Source organism: Pseudoalteromonas sp. SCSIO 43101 (assembly GCF_023650775.1).
GTDB lineage: Bacteria > Pseudomonadota > Gammaproteobacteria > Enterobacterales > Alteromonadaceae > Pseudoalteromonas > Pseudoalteromonas apostichopi.
In genome coordinates this window covers 313,303-333,246 of record NZ_CP072673.1, presented here as the reverse complement: position 1 = coordinate 333,246, position 19,944 = coordinate 313,303, and the positions used below count along the sequence as shown (strand labels likewise).

13 protein-coding genes are annotated in these 19,944 nt (G+C 43.5%); all 13 read right to left on the bottom strand.

Annotated elements, in window-relative coordinates; all coding sequences use genetic code 11:
* Nucleotides 1–11 precede the first annotated feature (11 nt).
* Complete coding sequence (locus J8Z25_RS01585; protein WP_250661562.1) at nucleotides 12–1,760, bottom strand: response regulator; 1,749 nt, start codon at nucleotides 1,758–1,760, stop codon at nucleotides 12–14.
* Between the two features lie 97 nt (nucleotides 1,761–1,857).
* Nucleotides 1,858–4,194 carry a fatty acid cis/trans isomerase gene (locus J8Z25_RS01580; RefSeq protein ID WP_130049890.1) on the bottom strand — a complete coding sequence of 779 codons (2,337 nt, stop codon included), beginning with the start codon at nucleotides 4,192–4,194 and terminating at the stop codon, nucleotides 1,858–1,860.
* The gene (locus J8Z25_RS01575; RefSeq protein WP_130049891.1) at nucleotides 4,191–4,571 is read right to left on the bottom strand and encodes a hypothetical protein; all 381 of its coding nucleotides are present in this window, start codon (nucleotides 4,569–4,571) and stop codon (nucleotides 4,191–4,193) included. The genes J8Z25_RS01580 and J8Z25_RS01575 overlap by 4 nt, the downstream gene beginning before the upstream one ends.
* Before the next feature lie 138 nt (nucleotides 4,572–4,709).
* The gene (locus J8Z25_RS01570; protein WP_250661561.1) at nucleotides 4,710–5,375 is read right to left on the bottom strand and encodes an SDR family oxidoreductase; all 666 of its coding nucleotides are present in this window, start codon (nucleotides 5,373–5,375) and stop codon (nucleotides 4,710–4,712) included.
* Nucleotides 5,376–5,490: 115 nt separating this feature from the next.
* Complete coding sequence (locus J8Z25_RS01565; RefSeq protein ID WP_250661560.1) at nucleotides 5,491–6,285, bottom strand: VOC family protein; 795 nt, start codon at nucleotides 6,283–6,285, stop codon at nucleotides 5,491–5,493.
* Between the two features lie 185 nt (nucleotides 6,286–6,470).
* Nucleotides 6,471–7,187, bottom strand: a complete 717-nt coding sequence (locus tag J8Z25_RS01560; RefSeq protein ID WP_178926529.1) for a hypothetical protein — start codon at nucleotides 7,185–7,187, stop codon at nucleotides 6,471–6,473.
* Between the two features lie 73 nt (nucleotides 7,188–7,260).
* Complete coding sequence (locus J8Z25_RS01555; RefSeq protein WP_250661559.1) at nucleotides 7,261–9,057, bottom strand: alkaline phosphatase; 1,797 nt, start codon at nucleotides 9,055–9,057, stop codon at nucleotides 7,261–7,263.
* A gap of 11 nt (nucleotides 9,058–9,068) precedes the next feature.
* A complete protein-coding gene (locus J8Z25_RS01550) occupies nucleotides 9,069–10,658 on the bottom strand; it encodes an alkaline phosphatase (protein ID WP_250661558.1) in 1,590 nt (529 codons plus the stop codon).
* Nucleotides 10,659–11,174: 516 nt separating this feature from the next.
* On the bottom strand, nucleotides 11,175–12,359 hold the full coding sequence (tuf, locus tag J8Z25_RS01545) for an elongation factor Tu (RefSeq protein ID WP_054564107.1): 1,185 nt from the start codon (nucleotides 12,357–12,359) through the stop codon (nucleotides 11,175–11,177).
* A 60-nt stretch (nucleotides 12,360–12,419) separates the two neighbouring features.
* Entirely contained in the window at nucleotides 12,420–14,534 is a 2,115-nt protein-coding gene (gene fusA, locus J8Z25_RS01540; RefSeq protein ID WP_130049897.1) for an elongation factor G, read from the bottom strand.
* A 27-nt stretch (nucleotides 14,535–14,561) separates the two neighbouring features.
* A complete protein-coding gene (gene rpsG, locus J8Z25_RS01535) occupies nucleotides 14,562–15,032 on the bottom strand; it encodes a 30S ribosomal protein S7 (protein WP_054554834.1) in 471 nt (156 codons plus the stop codon).
* A 97-nt stretch (nucleotides 15,033–15,129) separates the two neighbouring features.
* Complete coding sequence (rpsL, locus tag J8Z25_RS01530) at nucleotides 15,130–15,504, bottom strand: 30S ribosomal protein S12 (protein WP_002958885.1); 375 nt, start codon at nucleotides 15,502–15,504, stop codon at nucleotides 15,130–15,132.
* 193 nt (nucleotides 15,505–15,697) lie between these two features.
* Nucleotides 15,698–19,870, bottom strand: a complete 4,173-nt coding sequence (gene rpoC / locus J8Z25_RS01525) for a DNA-directed RNA polymerase subunit beta' (RefSeq protein WP_130049898.1) — start codon at nucleotides 19,868–19,870, stop codon at nucleotides 15,698–15,700.
* Nucleotides 19,871–19,944 lie beyond the last annotated feature (74 nt).

Genomic DNA, 19,944 nt, shown 5'->3' with positions numbered 1-19,944 from the left:
TAATACTTAGGTTATCCCTGTGAGCTCTCAGTAAATAAAATGCTGAGAGCTTTTTGCACCGAATCTAGGGTGATAGGTTTGTATACGTGCAGGTTTGCCCCAAGCTCATACACTCGTTGCAAATCATCATTTGATGTATTGGCAGTTACCACCAAAATAGGCACCTGCTGGCCCTGCTCATTGCGAATAATATCAATTGCTTTAAAGCCATCCATAACCGGCATATTCAAATCCATAAAGATTAAATCATAGTGCTTATCTGACGTTTTATCTGTGGCGATTAAACCATTTTCAGCCACATCAAAACTGTAATTTAAATGACTTACTATACGTCCTAAAATAGTGGCATTAAGTGGGTTATCTTCGACGATTAAACAATGTAAAGATTGCGGAAGTGACTCAGGCATTGCAGGTGTGGTTGCACACTCTAGCTCTAAATTCATCACCACCTTCGCACCTTGTGGCTCGGCATTAAGAAATTGGATCTCTCCCTTTAATGCTTTGACAATGTGCATAACCCGTAGCACCCCAGTTTTTAACCCTTGGAAATGTTGTTCAAAGTCATTTTCGTAACTAAGTAAGTCTGTCGGCGGTTTTTCAAAGCCTTTACCGTTATCTTGTATTTCCATTACAAAGTGCCGCTCACCCTGACACGCTGCTGTTACGGCAATACGGCCTTGGCTTGGAGTAAATTTAACGGCATTATTAATAATTTCAGCAACGATTTGAGTCAGCCTAGCATGGTCAGTGATTACCTCTTTATTGAGTGACTCAGCTAAATTCACGCTCAAGGTAATACCTTTATCATTACAGGCATATCCAAACGGTGAGATAGCTTGCTTTAATGTTGATAACAAATTGCTGCTAGTAAAGCTTAACTGCCATTCTCCCGAGGTAAGCTGATGTAAGTCATTTAGCTCATCTAGCATTGCCACCAACCTGTTAACGCAATAAAGCGCCTGCTGTTTAGTTAGCTGCTGACTGTCGCTAATATCAAGGGCTTCGATTGATGCAGTTAATCCTTGCAATGGTGTTCTAAACTCGTGACTGGTGCGGGCAATAAAACGCTCTTTATTTTTATTTACACGCTCAGCAAACTCTTTTTGCTCCTTGTACTTAGCAATGTTGTTAGTGATCAGTTTCTCCATAGGTTTAAAAATGAAAAATAGCTCAGCGACTAATAACGCTATGGTTGTGAGCCAAAACAACAACTCTAAAACCGCCAAAAATGTCACTTTTTGAACTGATTTTTGCTCAAGTAATTTAACCGCTTGGTCCAGTTTAGTTAGCAGCGCCTCAAGCTGGTTGCTAACAAATGTTGGGCGATCCACATAGCCAAAACCATCGGTATTGTTGAGTAATAGCTGCGCTTTACTAACATAACGCTTCACGTGCTCATCTAATGCAGTAGGCGGCGAGAAGTAATGAGCCTCAAGCGCCTCATTCAAATGAATATAGTGACCTTGCTCATCTTGCTGAATTAAAAATTGATGCCCTGCAATGAACTGCTCAACGGATTGTTGCAATAGCCTTCGGTGTTGCTGTTGAAAATGTTCGGATTCAAGATTGGTAAGTGCATTGCCATACAAGGCTATTTTTTGTGACAGCATGCGTTGCTTACCGGCAATATTAATGACTTTGGCATCACCCTTTTGGATATACAAAAGGCTCTGTATCAAGATAGCTGATACAGAGATCAATATAGCAATCGCCAATAATCCCCAGCGATATCGTTTTCTAATATCTATGATTAGCTGCAACGTGCTTTACTCATTATTTTTTTTAAAATAATTGTAGTTCATAGAATACAAGAAAGCCCACTTGAAGTGGGCTTTAAAGATGACACTCAACAGAAATTTATCTATTTTCCAATCGATTATAATCAAACAAACCAAACTCGACGCCACGATATTCTTTTGCTACACGGTGTAAAATATCACTATATTGCCAAAACTGCGGATGCGTACGGCGAATTGCAAACTCGCTTTTCAGATCTCTGTAGGCTGCTTCATCTGTTGCTTTTGCAAGCCCAGCTGCAAATGCAGCAATCTGCTGTTCGTTGTGTAGATACCAAATTGCTTCTGGGTAATCACCTATAAATCCAGGCACAATCGTCACTGTATCTTCATCATAAGCACGCTGACCCTCTTCGTTCAGTAAGCTTGAAATATTGTAATGAGCATTATGGTGGATCAGGGTGTATGCCTTATGTTTATCATCGCTACCTTTGACTAACACAAATGAAATTTGCGGCAGCAAGTTAACGGCTTTAACCGGAAGATCGTTAATTTTAGCTAATGGTTCAGGCACTTTGGTATAGTCATAGCGAGGGCTCAAAATGGGCTTCAGTTTATCTTTAAGCATATTGAACAACTCAGATTGAGGGTCCTTGGTTTTGTATTCAATGCCTGTAGGTTGACTAAATGACAATTCATCTTCAAAGAAGCTCGTTAAGCTAGGTGGTGATTTACGATACCACTGGGCTTTAATTTCTTTACGCTTAGCTTCTGGTAACAAGGCAAGGTAGTTTGCTTCACCCTCTAAACGTAAAAAGTCCATATACAAGCGAGTTAACAACTGATGACCAATGTTGCCATACACATCAAAGCCCGCCACCAGCAGGTAGTGAATACGTTCAAATAATGCGTAATCAAGTATCCAAGCGGTCTTTGGTTGCTGGCCAATCCAGCCCTTAACAACCGTTGCGCTATCAAAATGACGAAACACCGTAAGTGCTGCATTTTGGTTATGACCATCACCTTGCCAAAGTAAATCTGTTGTTAGGTGCTGACCGTTCTCAAACATTTTATTTGCCAGTGCAACTTTAGCAGACAAATATTTGTTTTGGCGTTTTGAATACTTCACCCAACTAGAAATCGGCAAGGCATTACTTTCTTCTTCAGCTGGTAATGCTAAGGCATCTTCATGTTGTAACAACAATTCACCCACTTTTGGTGTCGCCGCCATTTCAGGTTTCGCAAAGCCAACCCAGAACTGATCGTTAATCACGTTTAAAGCAATTTGACCACGACAAACAGGCCCTTTAATAAAGCCCATAATAATCAGCTCAGCTTCATCAAGCATAAATTGATAGCGTGAGTTTACTGGGATTGCAGCAAACGCTTTAAATGGGTTTGATGCGACTTCTGGTTTATAGCTTGGTAGTTTATTTACTTGGTAATCAGCCTCAATAAATTGCGAGTTTATGCGCGCTAGCTTTTCGTCATTTAATGCTAAAGGTAAATGTGTTTTCGCTAAGATAGTCGAACGGTCATGCATCAATCGGTAGTAAACTCGCTCAACCTTAGGATCTTCATAAGGGCGACGTGTACTAATATATTTAATCTCTTCACCCGGCGGAGTCGAAGAACGTACTAGCTTAAAATAACTGTGTTTATCGCCATGCTCAGGGAAGTAAATATGTGCTAAATACCAGTGCTCATAGATATAGCGAGCCGCTAGTTGATGCTTTAAACCATCTTGGTTTAAGAAAGCTTCCCAGCGTTCGACTTGTTTTAGCACTCCTTCTTCAGGAGGCTCAATATGAGCAAGGTAACCACCCTTTTTAAGCCATTTAGCAAGGTGCTGAAATTCTTCGCTTGAGATACCAGGCAAACCATAAGGCATACCACTGTGAGGATTATCCTTAGCAAATGAGTCAAACTCGTTCATCGTGGTACATGTTTGCTCACGATCGAGTGAAAAATCAAACTCATCGCCTAAAATAGCTTGCTTAGGCAGTGGGCTGCTTTGCTTAAGCACTAAAGCATTGTAAAGCACACTTCCAGCAAGATTAGCTTCTTCTGTTTGTGCACGCTCATTTAGTACTGGGGTAAAACCTTTTTCACGCCACTGAGCGGTACTTGTCGCATCAAATAGTAAGCGGCTTGGCTCTTGCGCTAATAACCGAGTACCATCATAGACAAGCTCTTTACTTAAACCTCGGTCAATTCCTTCAACTGAAGATAATTTAAGCTGACAAGGTGCGTCATAACAGCCGTGACAAACAACACAACGAGTATCGAGAACAGGTTTTACATCGTTTAAAAACTCTGCCCCCTCTAAAGTTGATGCGGCAACAACACGCTCTCTTGGCTGCTCTTCACCAAACAGTTCATCGTAATGAGCTGCACCTAGATAAGCACAGCCACTTAATAAAATGAGGCCAAATACGGTCGTGAGGAGTTTTCTCATCCTTCCTCCTCGATATCTTCAACGTCATCACCTAAATCAAAGGTCGGCATCATATCAACTTGAGGCGACACAAAGGTTTGGTCATTGTCGCAGCTAAGCATAGCGCTTAATAGTGGCCCACGAACTAAAGTCAGTTGCGCATCGTGCTCGCCATCATTCAATGCTTGATAGTCATCATTTAACACTTCAAGACGGTATTCATTAATAGCAATTGCGACACTGCTATCAACAGCTGGGTTTTGGCAAAGCTGTGCGAGTAACTCTTCGCTTAGCGTTACATGCAATAGTAAATCTGGAGACTCGATGTCACGGCTATGAAGATTTTCATCGAAATAAAAAAGAGGAAGGGTTAAATCGCTATTTTGCTCTAATTCCATGTGCTGCTCTCTACATCAAAATGACTTTTAATTGTACGAGTATAGCAAACTATAAGTTCAATAATTAGCGAAACTTATCAGCCGTTAGCAGCTTTTTAGCTGCTAACTAGCCGAGTTATAAAAACCTAGAAAAAAGAATTACCAAGGTAGCGTTTCGCCGTTTGAATGCCAAAACCCACCTGTGTTGCTAAGATTTAATTCATCAATCCGTTTGATGAGCCGCTCTGCAGCAGTTTCAGGGCTGATATCTCCTGCAAAATTAACCATTTGCGTTTGTACAAAGCCCGGATGGAATAACCCTACGGCAATTTTTTTATCTTTTAACTCATGGGCTAAACTAACACTAGCTGCATTAAGCGCGGCTTTTGACATACGATAGCCGATGTAACCGCCCGAGCCATTATCAGCAATTGAACCCATGCGCGATGTGATCATCGCCACTTTTGCATCAATACCTAAGTTTTGCTGTAACGCATGAGTAATACGAATAGGCGCGATACTGTTCACACTTATTTGCTTTTCGATGGCAGCAAAGTCCATGTCAGCTAAAGTTTCGTTATGAAAAATACCGGCGTTATTAATCAAAATATCAATTTTGTCGCCGTGTAAATAATTGGCAAGTGTTGCAACATCATCGGCGTTAGATACATCAATGTCGCTAATAACTTTCACATCGAGTGCTTGGAGCTCTTCGCTTGGCGTGCGAACCACTGCAGTAACACGGTAACCTTGGGCTGAATACTGTTTACAAAAATTAAGGCCAATACCTTTATTGGCCCCTGTAACCACCACATGCTTAGTCATCAATCTGCTCCTTAGTTGGGTTTTCTATATCCAAACCACCTCAAGGTGCGAGTTTCAACATCTTGAGGTGGCTTGGGTATATATACCTTGGGACAGATTAACAAAAACCAAGATGTTAAGTTAATTCATCAATGGTTGATTTAAGAATTGAAAATACAGCCCCTTGTGGATCGGTAATAACACTAAAGCGCCCAACATCTGGGATGTCTGTCGCTGGCACACAAATAACCCCATTAAGCTGCGTTGCTTTGGCAACCGCCTGATCGCAATCTGCTACGGCAAAATAGGGCATCCAATGGGGTGGAATGTCATCTGGCCATTCATTGGTCATTTCAAGCATGCCTGCTATCGGTTGCTCATCAATGGTGAATAAGATGTAGTTCATGCCCTCCATGGGTTTCACCTCAAACTGCCATCCAAATAACTGACAATAAAAGTCGCGACTTTTTTGCATGTCTTTAGACACAAGTTCAAACCAGTAAGGCAGGTTAAGCTCTTGCACTCGTTTAGCCCCGATATGCTCACCAGCTTGCCACAAGGCAAATGTTGCACCGCCTGGCTCTTGTAGCATCACCATGCGACCTGCTTTCATTACATCATGCGGCCCTGCCAAAACAGTTGCACCTAATGATTTTGCCTGCTCTGTGCTTTGATCAACATCATCAACAACAATGTACAATAACCAATGGGTTGGCATCTCGCTCATACTTGCTGGCAGTTGATACATAGCGGCAATATCATCACCTTGCTTTTGCAGCATGGTGTAAAACATATCTTCGCCTATTGGTTGGTCGTCAAAATCCCAATCAAATAATTGCGTATAAAATTGCTTCGCAGCTAGCCAGTCTTTCGCGCATAACTCTGCCCAGCAGAAAGTACCTGCGGGGTGTTTTGTATTTATTTTTGTCATGGCTGTTCCTCCTTGGTTAAACTTAAGCAACAATCGCAAAATTTACCAATCAAACCAGACAATAGTTGCAACACTTCGTTGAAGCACATAATTTTATCTTAGCTGAAAAGGGCAATGAGTAGCGCTAGCAACGCTGAGTTACAGAGACAAAAATGCCGTTAAAAAAGCGGCATTACGATATTTAATTAGTGATGATGGCCATGCTCACCTTTGAGCTGATTACCTTGCGCATCATAAAATCCGCTTGCACCATGCTCAACAAACCCTAAGTTGATCATTTTAGCTAAAAACGGGTCGCTTTCATTATCACCGATATCTGCGTAATCGGTCGTTTGATAGTTATCCCATTTCGCAAATTCTACCTGCACTTTTTGCTGATTGTGATGGCTGGCTGTTAAAACAATTTCACGGCTATAGCTGGGTGTTGAAATACGAATTGCTTTGAGTAACTTTTGATTGGCAAGCCAGCTTAACTCTATTTTGCTATCACCCTGCTGTTGTGTGTAATAATCCGTTAGCTCACAGCCTTCTCCTGCGCTTTTTTGGTGCGTCATAGAGGCTAGGAATTTATCGCTTACTAGCTGATATTTGCTACTCCAATCTTGTTCACCTTGCACTTCCGATGGTTGATATTCAATACCACGCTGCGCATGCTGAAAATAACGAATTGGGCGAATTTGTTGATTGCGCAACTGCTGCCATAGCTCAATAAACTGTGGATTCTGCTTAGCCACCTGATGAGGCGTACGCCAAAGGGTAAAGGTGTTTTCAGTATGCTGCTTATTAGCAACTATATCTGTTGTGACTTTATAGTCTGCTTGCGTAAAACTGGTGTTCATATCGCATTGCCCTGCAACAGCAAGTGGGCTAAGTAATGAGGCAAGTAAGATGGCTGCTTTCACGGGATTCTCTTTTTATCTTGGTTTACTTTATAACTAATTGAGTAAGGGAGGCTTAGAGCCTCCCAAGCACTCATTATTGTGCTAATTTAGCATCGGCTTGTTTAACAAGGTTAGCGGCATAATCCATAACATGGAAAATAAGGCTTTGCTCATTAGTACCTGTTACTAAATGTGCACCTGGGCCTACTGCATACACACCAACATCTTCTGCTGCGTGTGTTTCTGAGCCTAGTGGTACAACAGCTTCTTGATGGAAGCCTGGTGTTGTTGTGTCAACATCAGTTAAATCAACACGCCCTGTTACTGGCGCAAAGTTATAACCTGCATCAGCATCAGTCTCATCGCCTAAATCTCGGAAGCCGCCACCATTGGTATAACCAACCGTTGTGTATGGCATATTGTCTGCAGCAAGTGATGGCTCATCACTACCCACTGGTACTACTTTACCTAAAATTGGGTTACCACGTTTTGGATAGCCTGCAATGGTAAATACGTGGCTGTGGTCAGCAGTTACGATGATTAGTGTGTCTTCAATGCTAGTCTTATCAAGGGCAACTTGCACAGCTTTTGACAACTCAACAGTGTCGCTCAATGCGTTATAGGCATTACCTGCGTGGTGGGCATGATCAATACGTCCCGCTTCAACTGTTAACATAAAGCCATTTGCATTGTTATCTAAAATATCAATTGCCTTTGCGGTCATTTCAGAAAGTGACGGCTCACCCGCTACGTCATTCGAGCGGTCTGCTTCGTATTGCATGTGTGATTCATTGAATAAACCAAATACACGCTCAGTTGTATCTGCATCGATTGCATCAAAACCAGCTTGGTCCATCACATATTGACCTGCAGGGTATTTGGCTTTCCACTCCGCAGTTAAGTCACGGCCATCTGTACGGTCACCTTCTACTGAGCTCACAGCATCAGCAGAATTAAAAGCTGCGTCTTTCGGTAAGAAATGACGACGACCGCCGCCCATGACAACTTCTAAACCATCAACATCTAGCCCTTCGTAGCGTGCTTCTAGGTTCGCTTCAAAGCTAATTAATTGCGATGCAATATCTTCACAGCCAGCGGTGACTGCAGCTTCAGGCATATCTGATACGTCTTCCCAGTTACGGTCAGCCGATTTAGCATATGTTGCTGCAGGCGTTGCGTGAGTGATCCGCGCTGTAGAAACAATACCTGTCGACTTACCTGCAATCTCAGCAAGCTCAGTGGCTGTTACTAGCTCATTACCTGCAACCGTTGCACAGTTACCGCGCTCGATGTCTTCATCAACACCGATAACGCCAGCATCCGTTTTTACGCCCGATGCCATTGCTGTCATCGTACCCGCTGAATCAGGTGTTTGCGCATCTACGTTATAAGTTTTAGCAAAACCTGAGAATGGTAGTGTTTCAAAGCTAAGCTGATGCTCTTCACCTAGCTTACCTTCTAGCTGACCCGCCATGATACGTGCAGCAGTGACCGTTGAAATACCCATGCCGTCACCCACGAATAGGATCACGTTTTTCGCTTTACCTGACTCTTTTACAACTGCAGCAATGTTTTCTTCGCTGTTAGCGACTTTAACTTGTGCTGACTTAAACCACTCATTATCAGTCAACGGCGCTAATTGCGATGCTGTTAACGACGTTGCCGGTGCATTACATACAACGCTTGTATCCGTTACTTCTGCTGAGTCTAGCTCACCATTATCATTGCTATCTGCACCTGTTAGGGTTGCTGTACCACCGTTCACGCACTGCTCAGAACCAACAGCTAATGTATTTTCAACGGTTAATGTTTTTGGTGAGTTGTCATTGTCATCAGAACAACCCGCTAATGCCACTACTACAGCAAGAGAAATTAAATTTAGTTTTTTCATCGTCGTCGCCATTATTCTTCAATTAGTTCTAGAGCTTGGTTAATGATGTGGAAAATTACGTTTTGCTCCACAACGCCTTGTACTAGTTGCGCACCTGGACCTTTTGCATGAAGTGAAATATCTTCACCCGCATGAGTTTCAGAACCTAATGGCACAGTGGCTTCTTGGTGATAACCAGGTGTCGTTGTATCAACCCCCGTTAAATCAACACGACCAGCCAATGCTGCTTCGTTATAAGATACATCTGCATCTGTCTCATCGCCTAAATCACGGAAACCTAAACCATTTGCATAACCCACTGTAGTGTAAGGCATACCATCAGCAGCAAGGCTTGGCTCTTCGCTACCTATTGCAACTACTTGGCCTAAGATAGGGTTACCGCGCTTTGGATAACCTGCGATAGTAAATACATGACTGTGGTCAGCGGTAACAAGGATAAGAGTTTCTTCTGGATTGGTGTTTTCTACAGCTGTTTGCACAGCTTTGGCAAATTCAACAGTATCGTTTAGCGCGTTGTAAGCATTACCCGCATGGTGAGCATGATCAATACGACCAGATTCAACGGTTAAGAAAAAGCCTTTTTCATTGCTCTTTAAGATATCAATCGCTTTACCCGTCATTTCAGATAATGACGGCTCACCCGCTACATCGTTAGCGCGGTCAGCTTCATATTGCATGTGTGACTCATTGAACAATGCGAATACACGTTTTGTATCAGCATTAAGCGTATCAAAGCCTGCTTGGTCCATCACGTACTTGCCATCAGGGTACATTTCTTGCCATTCCGCCGTTAGGTCACGCTCATCCGTACGGTCACCTTCCACTTCACTGACTGCATCAGCTGAGTTGAATGCTGCGTCTTTCGGTAAAAAGTGACGACGACCACCGCCCATCACCACCTCAAGACCATCAACGTCGGTTCCTACGAAGCGTGCTTCAAGGTTCTTCTCGAAATTAACGAGTTGCGATGCAATGTCTTCACAGCCAGCTTCTACGGCATCAGCTGGCATGTCTGATACATCTTCCCAGTTACGATCGGCTGATTTTGCATACGTTGCTGCAGGTGTTGCGTGTGTAATGCGCGCCGTTGAGATAACGCCTGTTGCTAGACCTTTGATTTCCGCAAGCTCTGTAGCAGTAATTAATTCGTTACCCGCAACTGTTGCACACTTGCCACGCTCGATGTTTTCGTTCACACCAATTACACCCACATCAGTTTTAACGCCTGAAATAATTGCTGTCATTGTGCCTGCTGAGTCAGGTGTTTGCGCATCAACGTTATACGTTTTGATTTGCGCAGAGTAAGGAAACTCCTCAAAGCTTAATAAGCCTTCTTCGCCCGACTTACCTTCCATTTGACCCGCCATGATACGCGATGCAGTAAGCGTTGAAATACCCATACCATCACCAACAAATAGAATGACATTTTTAGCTTTAAACGTTTGCTCAACCTGGGCCGCCGCTTCTTTTTCTGTTAATTTTATTTCAGCAGCACTATACCAATCATTTTGTTTTTGACTGTCTGGTAACACACCTGCATTGGCCGTGGCTGACAATGCCAACGTTAAACCAATTGCAGTAGCAATTTTATTAATTTTCATCGTTACGTTCCGTTAGTACATTATTTTAAGAATTTGAGTGCTAACTAAGCTGCACTTGGATAATTAGCCCAGTAATACTAAGAACGCATTGTTACTAAAAAAGTGACTTTTCATGACGAAATGGTGAAACAGCACAAGCAATGCAAGAAGGTAAGTATTTAGTTTTAGGGGAAATAATAGGGCTAGTTGCTAGGTGTGAGTTAGCGAGGGAAAAGATTCTAGGTTCTAGGTTCTAGGTTCTAGGTTCTAGGTCAAGTATAACCTTGGGAGTGCTTTATGATGGTTTGGGTTTATAAAAGAACAGGTTTGCATGGATTGTGTTGGGTTTCGCTTCGCTCAAACCAACCTACCCAAAGAATGAACAGGCCGAATGATGAGTGAGACACCACACTAAAAAACCCCACCAATCTGTGTGAACTGACGTCTGAAAGCTGACAGCTGATAGCTTTTCTACAGATATTAAAAAAGGCCGCCTAGGCGACCTTTTTATAAGCTGTGAAGCTCTATCTGTTGATATTACTCAACGATAGTTGCAACAACACCAGCACCAACTGTACGGCCACCTTCACGGATAGCGAAGCGTAAACCTTCGTCCATCGCGATTGGGCAGATTAGTTCTACAGTCATTTTGATGTTATCACCAGGCATTACCATTTCAACGCCGTCTGGTAACTGTACGTCACCTGTTACGTCAGTTGTACGGAAGTAGAACTGTGGACGGTAACCTTTGAAGAATGGAGTGTGACGACCACCTTCATCTTTAGAAAGTACGTATACTTCTGAAGTGAACTTCGTGTGTGGAGTGATTGAACCAGGCTTAGCTAGTACTTGACCACGTTCAACGTCTTCACGCTTAGTACCACGTAGAAGTGCACCGATGTTCTCACCCGCACGACCTTCGTCTAGAAGCTTACGGAACATCTCAACACCTGTACAAGTTGTCTTCGTAGTTTCTTTGATACCTACGATTTCAACTTCGTCATTCACGTTGATGATACCAGCTTCAACACGGCCAGTTACAACAGTACCACGACCTTGGATTGAGAATACGTCTTCGATAGGCATGATGAATGGCTTATCGATGTCACGCTCTGGCTCTGGGATGTAAGAATCTAGTGCTTCTGCAAGCTCAACGATTTTGTCTTCCCACTCTTTCTCGCCTTCTAACGCTTTAAGCGCTGAACCTTGGATTAGTGGTAAGTCATCACCTGGGAAGTCGTACTCTGAAAGAAGTTCACGAACTTCCATCTCAACTAGCTCAAGTAGCTCTTCGTCGTCAACCATGTCACATTTGTTCATGAATACGATGATGTAAGGTACACCAACCTGACGAGAAAGTAGGATGTGCTCACGAGTTTGTGGCATAGGACCGTCAGTCGCAGCAACTACTAGGATTGCGCCGTCCATTTGAGCAGCACCAGTGATCATGTTTTTAACATAATCGGCGTGTCCTGGACAGTCTACGTGTGCGTAGTGACGAGTAGGAGTATCGTACTCAACGTGTGAAGTTGAGATTGTGATACCACGCTCACGCTCTTCTGGAGCGTTATCGATTGATGCGAAGTCTTTAGCTACACCACCGTATACTTTTGCAAGTACGTTAGTGATTGCTGCTGTTAGAGTTGTTTTACCGTGGTCAACGTGGCCGATTGTACCAACGTTTACGTGCGGTTTTACGCGTTCAAACTTTTCTTTTGCCATCTTAAAAAATTCCTATAAAGAAATTAACGCCTGACCCACTATTGGGCCAGACAAGCTAAATCATATAACAGCGCGAGCTGCAATTATTGCATCTGCAACATTCTTAGAGGCTTCTGCATACTTCAAAAACTCCATAGAGTATGATGCACGGCCTTGTGTTGCAGATCGCAGATCAGTTGCATAACCAAACATTTCAGAAAGTGGTACTTGCGCATTAATTTGCTTAAGACCACCGAATGCTTCTTCCATGCCTTCGATCATGCCGCGGCGACGGTTTAAGTCACCAACTACATCACCCATGTTTTCTTCAGGAGTGATAACTTCAACCTTCATTACTGGTTCTAGAAGAGCTGGGTTTGCTTCAAGCGCACCTTTCTTCATCGCCATTGAACCTGCAATCTTAAATGCCATTTCATTCGAATCTACATCATGGAATGAACCATCAAACAGAGTCGCTTTAACGCCAAGTAATGGGTAGCCTGCCAGTACACCTTGAGTCATTTGCTCTTGGATACCTTTGTCTACCGCAGGGATGTATTCTTTAGGAACAGAACCACCAACGATTTCGTTAACGAACTCATAAATTGGCGCATCATCTTCCGAAATATCCATCGGTTCAAGTTTAAGCCAGACGTGACCATATTGACCACGACCACCTGATTGACGTACGAACTTCCCTTCAACTTCAACAGCTGAACGGATAGCTTCACGGTATGCTACCTGTGGCTTACCAACGTTACATTCAACACTGAATTCACGCTTCATACGGTCGACAATGATATCAAGGTGAAGTTCACCCATGCCAGAAATAATAGTCTGGCCTGATTCTTCGTCAGTTTGTACTCGGAAAGATGGATCTTCTGCCGCTAGTTTACCTAGCGCGATTCCCATCTTATCTTGGTCAGCTACTGTGCGAGGCTCTACCGCAACAGAGATAACTGGCTCAGGGAACTCCATACGCTCAAGCGTAATGACTGAGTTCGGATCACACAGTGTCTCACCTGTTGTTACGTCTTTAAGACCAATAGCCGCTGCGATGTCGCCTGCGTAGACTACTTTGATCTCTTCACGTGAGTTTGAATGCATCTGAACGATACGACCAAGTCGCTCACGCTTACTTTTAACTGGGTTGTATACCGCGTCACCCTGTTTAACAGTACCAGAGTAAACACGGAAGAAGGTCAAGGTGCCAACGAACGGGTCTGTCGCAATCTTAAAAGCAAGTGCGGCAAACGGTGCGTTGTCATCAGCAGGACGTTCTTCCTCAGTACCATCTTCAACGATACCTTGGATTTGTTTCACTTGTGTTGGAGCAGGCATATATTCGATAACAGCATCAAGCACAGCTTGAACGCCCTTATTCTTAAATGCACTACCACACGTCATTGGAACAATTTCGTTAGCTAATGTGCGCTGACGTAAAGCGGCTTTAATTTCAGCTTCAGTCAGGTCTTCACCTTCTAGATATTTGTCCATTAGTTCTTCTGATGCTTCAGCAGCGCTCTCAACCATGTGAGAACGCCATTCTTCTGCAAGCTCCAGAAGCTCTGCCGGAATGGCCTCATAAGAGAAAGTCATGCCTTGATCTTCGGCATTCCAGTTAATGGCTTTCATCTTAATAAGGTCAATAACACCTTTAAAGTCGTCTTCAGCACCAATTGGTAGCTGAATTGGAACAGGCGTTGCTCCAAGACGAGATTTCACCTGGTCCACAACAGTTAAGAAGTCAGCGCCAGTGCGATCCATTTTATTTACGAAGATCATGCGAGGAACTTCGTATTTGTTCGCTTGGCGCCAAACTGTCTCAGTTTGCGGCTGTACACCAGATGAAGCACAAAGAACAACTACCGCACCATCTAGTACGCGTAAAGAACGCTCTACTTCGATAGTGAAATCTACGTGTCCTGGAGTATCAATGATATTGATGCGATGGTCGTCAAATTGAGCGTCCATCCCTTTCCAAAAACACGTTGTTGCAGCAGAAGTGATTGTGATACCACGCTCTTGTTCCTGCTCCATCCAATCCATAGTTGCAGCACCATCATGTACTTCACCGATCTTATGAGAAAGACCTGTGTAGAACAGAACACGTTCTGTTGTGGTGGTTTTACCTGCATCTACGTGAGCGCAAATACCGATATTGCGATAGCGCTCAAGTGGAGTTGTACGTGCCATATGATCCTCTTAAAGGTTAAGGGCAGATTACCAACGGTAATGAGCGAATGCTTTATTCGCTTCAGCCATACGGTGAACGTCTTCACGTTTCTTAACCGCAGTGCCTTTGTTGTCAGCAGCGTCAACGATTTCTTGAGCTAAACGTAAGCCCATAGATTTTTCGCCACGCTTACGTGCAGCGTCTACTAACCAACGCATACCTAATGCGTTGCGACGTACTGGACGTACTTCAACTGGTACTTGGTACGTTGAACCACCAACACGGCGAGATTTAACCTCTACCTGTGGGCGAACGTTTTCAAGTGCAGCTTCAAAGATTTCAAGGTGCGACTTGCCTGATTTCTCAGCAGCCACGTCTAACGCACCATAAACGATTTTTTCAGCAGTAGATTTCTTGCCGTCTAACATTACTACGTTAACGAATTTAGCAAGAAGTTCCGATCCGAACTTAGGATCTGGAAGAATTTTACGTTGACCTATTACGCGTCTTCTAGGCATTTTGTATCTCCGGTATCTTCAGGTTTGCTCTTTTAGAGTCAATACCCAAAACAATTAATTTAAAAATTTAGTGCTTGGCCTTACTAACGGAGAACCATTAGCCCTTAGGGCGTTTAGCACCGTATTTAGAACGAGCTTGACGACGGTCGCTAACGCCTGCACAGTCAAGTGCACCACGTACAGTGTGGAAACGCACACCTGGTAAGTCTTTAACACGACCACCACGGATAAGGATTACACTGTGCTCTTGTAAGTTGTGGCCTTCACCACCGATGTAAGATGTTACTTCGAAACCGTTAGTTAAACGAACACGCGCTACTTTACGTAATGCAGAGTTTGGTTTCTTAGGTGTAGTTGTATATACACGAGTACATACACCACGCTTTTGCGGACAAGCTTTAAGTGCAGCTGAGTTACTTTTAGTAACTTTGCTACGACGTGGCTTACGCACTAGCTGGTTAATAGTTGCCATTTAAATAGCTCCTGAAATTAAAATTACTACTGAAAAAATAAAAAAATCCGCCCTGTTTACATGCTCGTTACAAAACGTGCAGGCAAATGGGTGGCGGAATTTTAATGAGCAAAGTTTAACCTGTCAACCTTAACTCATCGTAAGGCAGAAGATAACTGCCTTACGATTTCTTAATCTATTGATTAAGCTGAGATTATTGGTTTCCAGAGATATCTGCGTTAAGTGCGTCAGTTAGTGCTTGAGTCGCCTCTTCAGCACTTACTGTTTGCTCTTCAACGATTTCACCTTGCTTGCGACGATTCAAACGGTCTTGGTGATACGCAAAGCCTGTACCAGCTGGGATCAGACGACCCACGATTACGTTCTCTTTCAGACCACGAAGTTCATCGCTCTTACCATTTACAGCTGCTTCAGTTAGGACACGAGTTGTCTCCTGGAATGATGCTGCAGAAATGAAAGATTCTGTTGCAAGTGACGCTTTAGTGATACCCATTAACTGGATTTCAAACTTCGCTGGGATCTTACCTTGTTTCTCAAGTTCACGGTTCGCGATGTTAACGCGTGCCACTTCAACTTGTTCACCGGCTAAGAACTCAGTGTCACCGCCGTCAAGGATGATACATTTACGTAGCATCTGACGAATAATTGTCTCAATGTGCTTGTCATTGATCTTAACGCCCTGCAAGCGGTAAACCTCTTGCACTTCGTTAACGATGTAGTTAGCTACATGAGTTACACCACGTAAGCGTAAGATGTCATGTGGTGACTCTGGACCATCGGCGATAACCTCACCTTTAGACACTTGCTCACCTTCGAACACGTTAAGTTGACGCCATTTAGGAATCATCTCTTCGTATGCGTCACCCTCAGCTGGAGTGATTACAAGACGCTTCTTACCTTTTGTTTCTTTACCGAAGCTGATAGTACCTGTGATTTCTGCAAGAATTGCAGGATCTTTCGGTTTACGTGCTTCGAATAAGTCAGCTACGCGAGGTAGACCACCCGTGATATCACGAGTCTTCGAACCTTCTTGCGGAATACGTGCAAGTACGTCACCTGGGTTTGCAGTTGCACCGTCGGTTACTTCAATCGTTGTGAATGAAGGTAGACGTGTTTCTTGCAGACCACGCTCATCGCTTTCGATGATTAGTTTAGGTTCTTTCGCATTTGCTTTACCTAAGTCTTTAACAACCACACGAGTTAAACCAGTTAACTCATCTGTTTGTGCTTCGGTATTTGAGTCATCAATGTCGCTGAACGAGATTTTTGACTTATGCTCAAGAACGATTGGGTGACTATGCGGATCCCAAGTTGCAACGATATCGTTACCTTGAACTTCTGCATTATCTTGTACAGATAACACCGCACCGTAAGGTACTTTATAACGCTCTTTCTCACGACCAAAGCTATCGATGATAGTGATCTCTGTTGAACGAGACGTGATAACAATCTTACCGTCTGTGTTTAATACGTACTTCGCGTTGTGTAACTTCAATGTACCGTTAGTTTTAACTTGTACACTATTTTCAGCAGACGCTCGAGATGCTGCACCACCGATGTGGAAGGTACGCATCGTAAGCTGTGTACCCGGCTCACCGATTGATTGCGCCGCGATAACACCTACTGACTCACCTGGATTAATGATGTGGCCACGTGCAAGGTCACGACCGTAACACTTAGCACATACACCAAAGTCATTATCACAAGTGATTACTGAACGAACGCGTACTTCATCTACTGAATGCTCTTCTAGAAGGTCACACAGTTTTTCGTCAAGCATGATATTACGCTCAACAAGTACTTCGTTAGTATTTGGAATTAATACATCTTCAGCAACAACACGACCAAGAACACGTTCGCGAAGCGCTTCTACAACGTCACCACCCTCGATAAGCGGTTTCATTGTTAAGCCATCTTCTGTGCCACAATCGTCTTCATTGATTACTAAATCTTGTGCAACGTCTACTAGACGACGCGTTAAGTAACCCGAGTTTGCTGTTTTAAGTGCTGTATCGGCAAGACCTTTACGCGCACCGTGCGTTGAGATGAAGTACTGTAGTACGTTTAGACCTTCACGGAAGTTCGCCGTGATTGGTGTCTCGATGATTGAACCATCTGGACGTGCCATTAGACCACGCATACCCGCTAACTGACGGATCTGAGCGGCGCTACCACGTGCACCTGAGTCTGCCATCATAAACACTGAGTTGAATGAAGATTGCTCTTCTTCTTCGCCTTTAGCGTTGATTACAGTGTCTTTTGATAAGTTTGCCATCATCTCACGTGATAAGTTTTCATTTACACGTGACCAGATATCGATAACTTTATTGTACTTTTCACCAGCCGTTACAAGACCTGATTGGAATTGTTGGTTGATTTCAGTTACTTCAGCTTCCGCTGATTCAATGATTTCTGCTTTAACCGGTGGGATAACTAAGTCATCGATACCGATTGAAACACCTGACTTCATTGCGTAGTGGAAACCGGTGTACATTACTTGGTCAGCAAAGATAACTGTATCTTTAAGACCTAGACGACGGTAACACTCGTTTAATAAGCCAGAAATTTGTTTCTTACCTAGGGCTTGGTTGATTAACTCAAACGGCATGCCTTTAGGTAGGATTAGTGAAAGGATCGCACGACCTACTGTTGTTTCAACAATAGATACTTGCTCAACTGTTTCACCATCTTCATTACTGATTGTCTCGCTGATACGTACTTTTACGCGTGCATGTAACTCAGCGTTACCGCTGCGGTATGCTTTTTCAGCTTCTTTAGGATCTTTAAATACAATACCTTCGCCTTTCGCATTGATGCGATCACGAGTCATGTAGTAAAGACCTAATACAACGTCCTGTGAAGGAACGATGATTGGCTCACCATTCGCTGGAGATAGGATGTTGTTAGTAGACATCATTAGAGCACGTGCTTCTAATTGTGCTTCAAGCGTTAACGGTACGTGTACCGCCATTTGGTCACCATCGAAGTCAGCGTTGTATGCCGCACAAACTAATGGGTGTAAATGAATCGCTTTACCTTCGATAAGCACAGGTTCGAACGCTTGGATACCCAAACGGTGAAGTGTTGGTGCACGGTTCAGTAATACTGGATGCTCACGAATTACTTCGTCTAGTACATCCCATACTTCTGCTACTTCACGCTCAACCATCTTCTTAGCAGCTTTGATAGTCGTAGCCATGCCGCGACGCTCTAGCTTACCGTAGATAAATGGTTTGAATAGCTCAAGTGCCATCTTCTTAGGAAGACCACACTGGTGTAGTTTAAGCGTAGGACCTACTGTGATTACAGAACGGCCAGAGTAATCTACACGTTTACCAAGTAAGTTCTGACGGAAACGACCTTGCTTACCTTTGATCATATCAGCAAGCGATTTCAGAGGACGTTTGTTAGAACCTGTAATCGCACGACCGCGACGACCGTTATCAAGTAGCGCATCTACCGCTTCTTGTAACATACGTTTTTCGTTGCGTACGATAATGTCTGGTGCTGCTAGATCTAATAGACGTTTAAGACGGTTATTACGGTTAATAACACGACGGTAAAGGTCATTCAGATCAGAAGTCGCAAAACGACCACCGTCTAGAGGTACTAATGGACGTAGATCAGGCGGAAGTACTGGAAGTACTGTCATGATCATCCACTCAGGGTTGTTACCTGATTGGTGGAAAGATTCCATTAATTTAAGACGTTTAGTGATCTTCTTACGCTTAGTTTCAGAGTTAATTGTTGGTAACTCTTCACGCATTTCAGCAATTAATTGGCCAAGATCAAGTTCACGAAGCAAGTCTAATACTGCTTCAGCACCCATCTTCGCTTCAAACTCATCACCGTGCTCTTCAAGTGCATCTAAGTACTCTTCTTCACCTAAAAGCTGACCACGCTCAAGCGTTGTCATACCAGGCTCAGTTACTACGAATGATTCGAAGTAAAGTACGCGCTCGATGTCACGAAGTGTCATGTCTAGCATTAAGCCGATACGTGACGGTAATGATTTTAAGAACCAAATGTGCGCAACTGGGCTCGCAAGCTCAATATGACCCATACGGTCACGACGCACTTTAGTTAGCGTTACTTCAACGCCACACTTTTCACAAATAACACCACGGTGCTTAAGGCGCTTATATTTACCACATAAACACTCATAATCTTTCACTGGGCCGAAAATACGGGCACAGAATAAGCCGTCGCGCTCAGGCTTGAAAGTACGGTAGTTGATTGTCTCAGGTTTCTTTACTTCACCGTATGACCATGAACGAACCATATCTGGCGAAGCAAGACCAATGCGAATTGCATCGAATTCTTCGGTCTTATTTTGTTGCTTCAGAAACTTAAGTAAGTCTTTCACCTTAGCTCTCCTGTCGGAGGTTAATCTTGAGGGCGAAACAATCGCCCCTACATTCTATTCGGCCTAACAGGTGC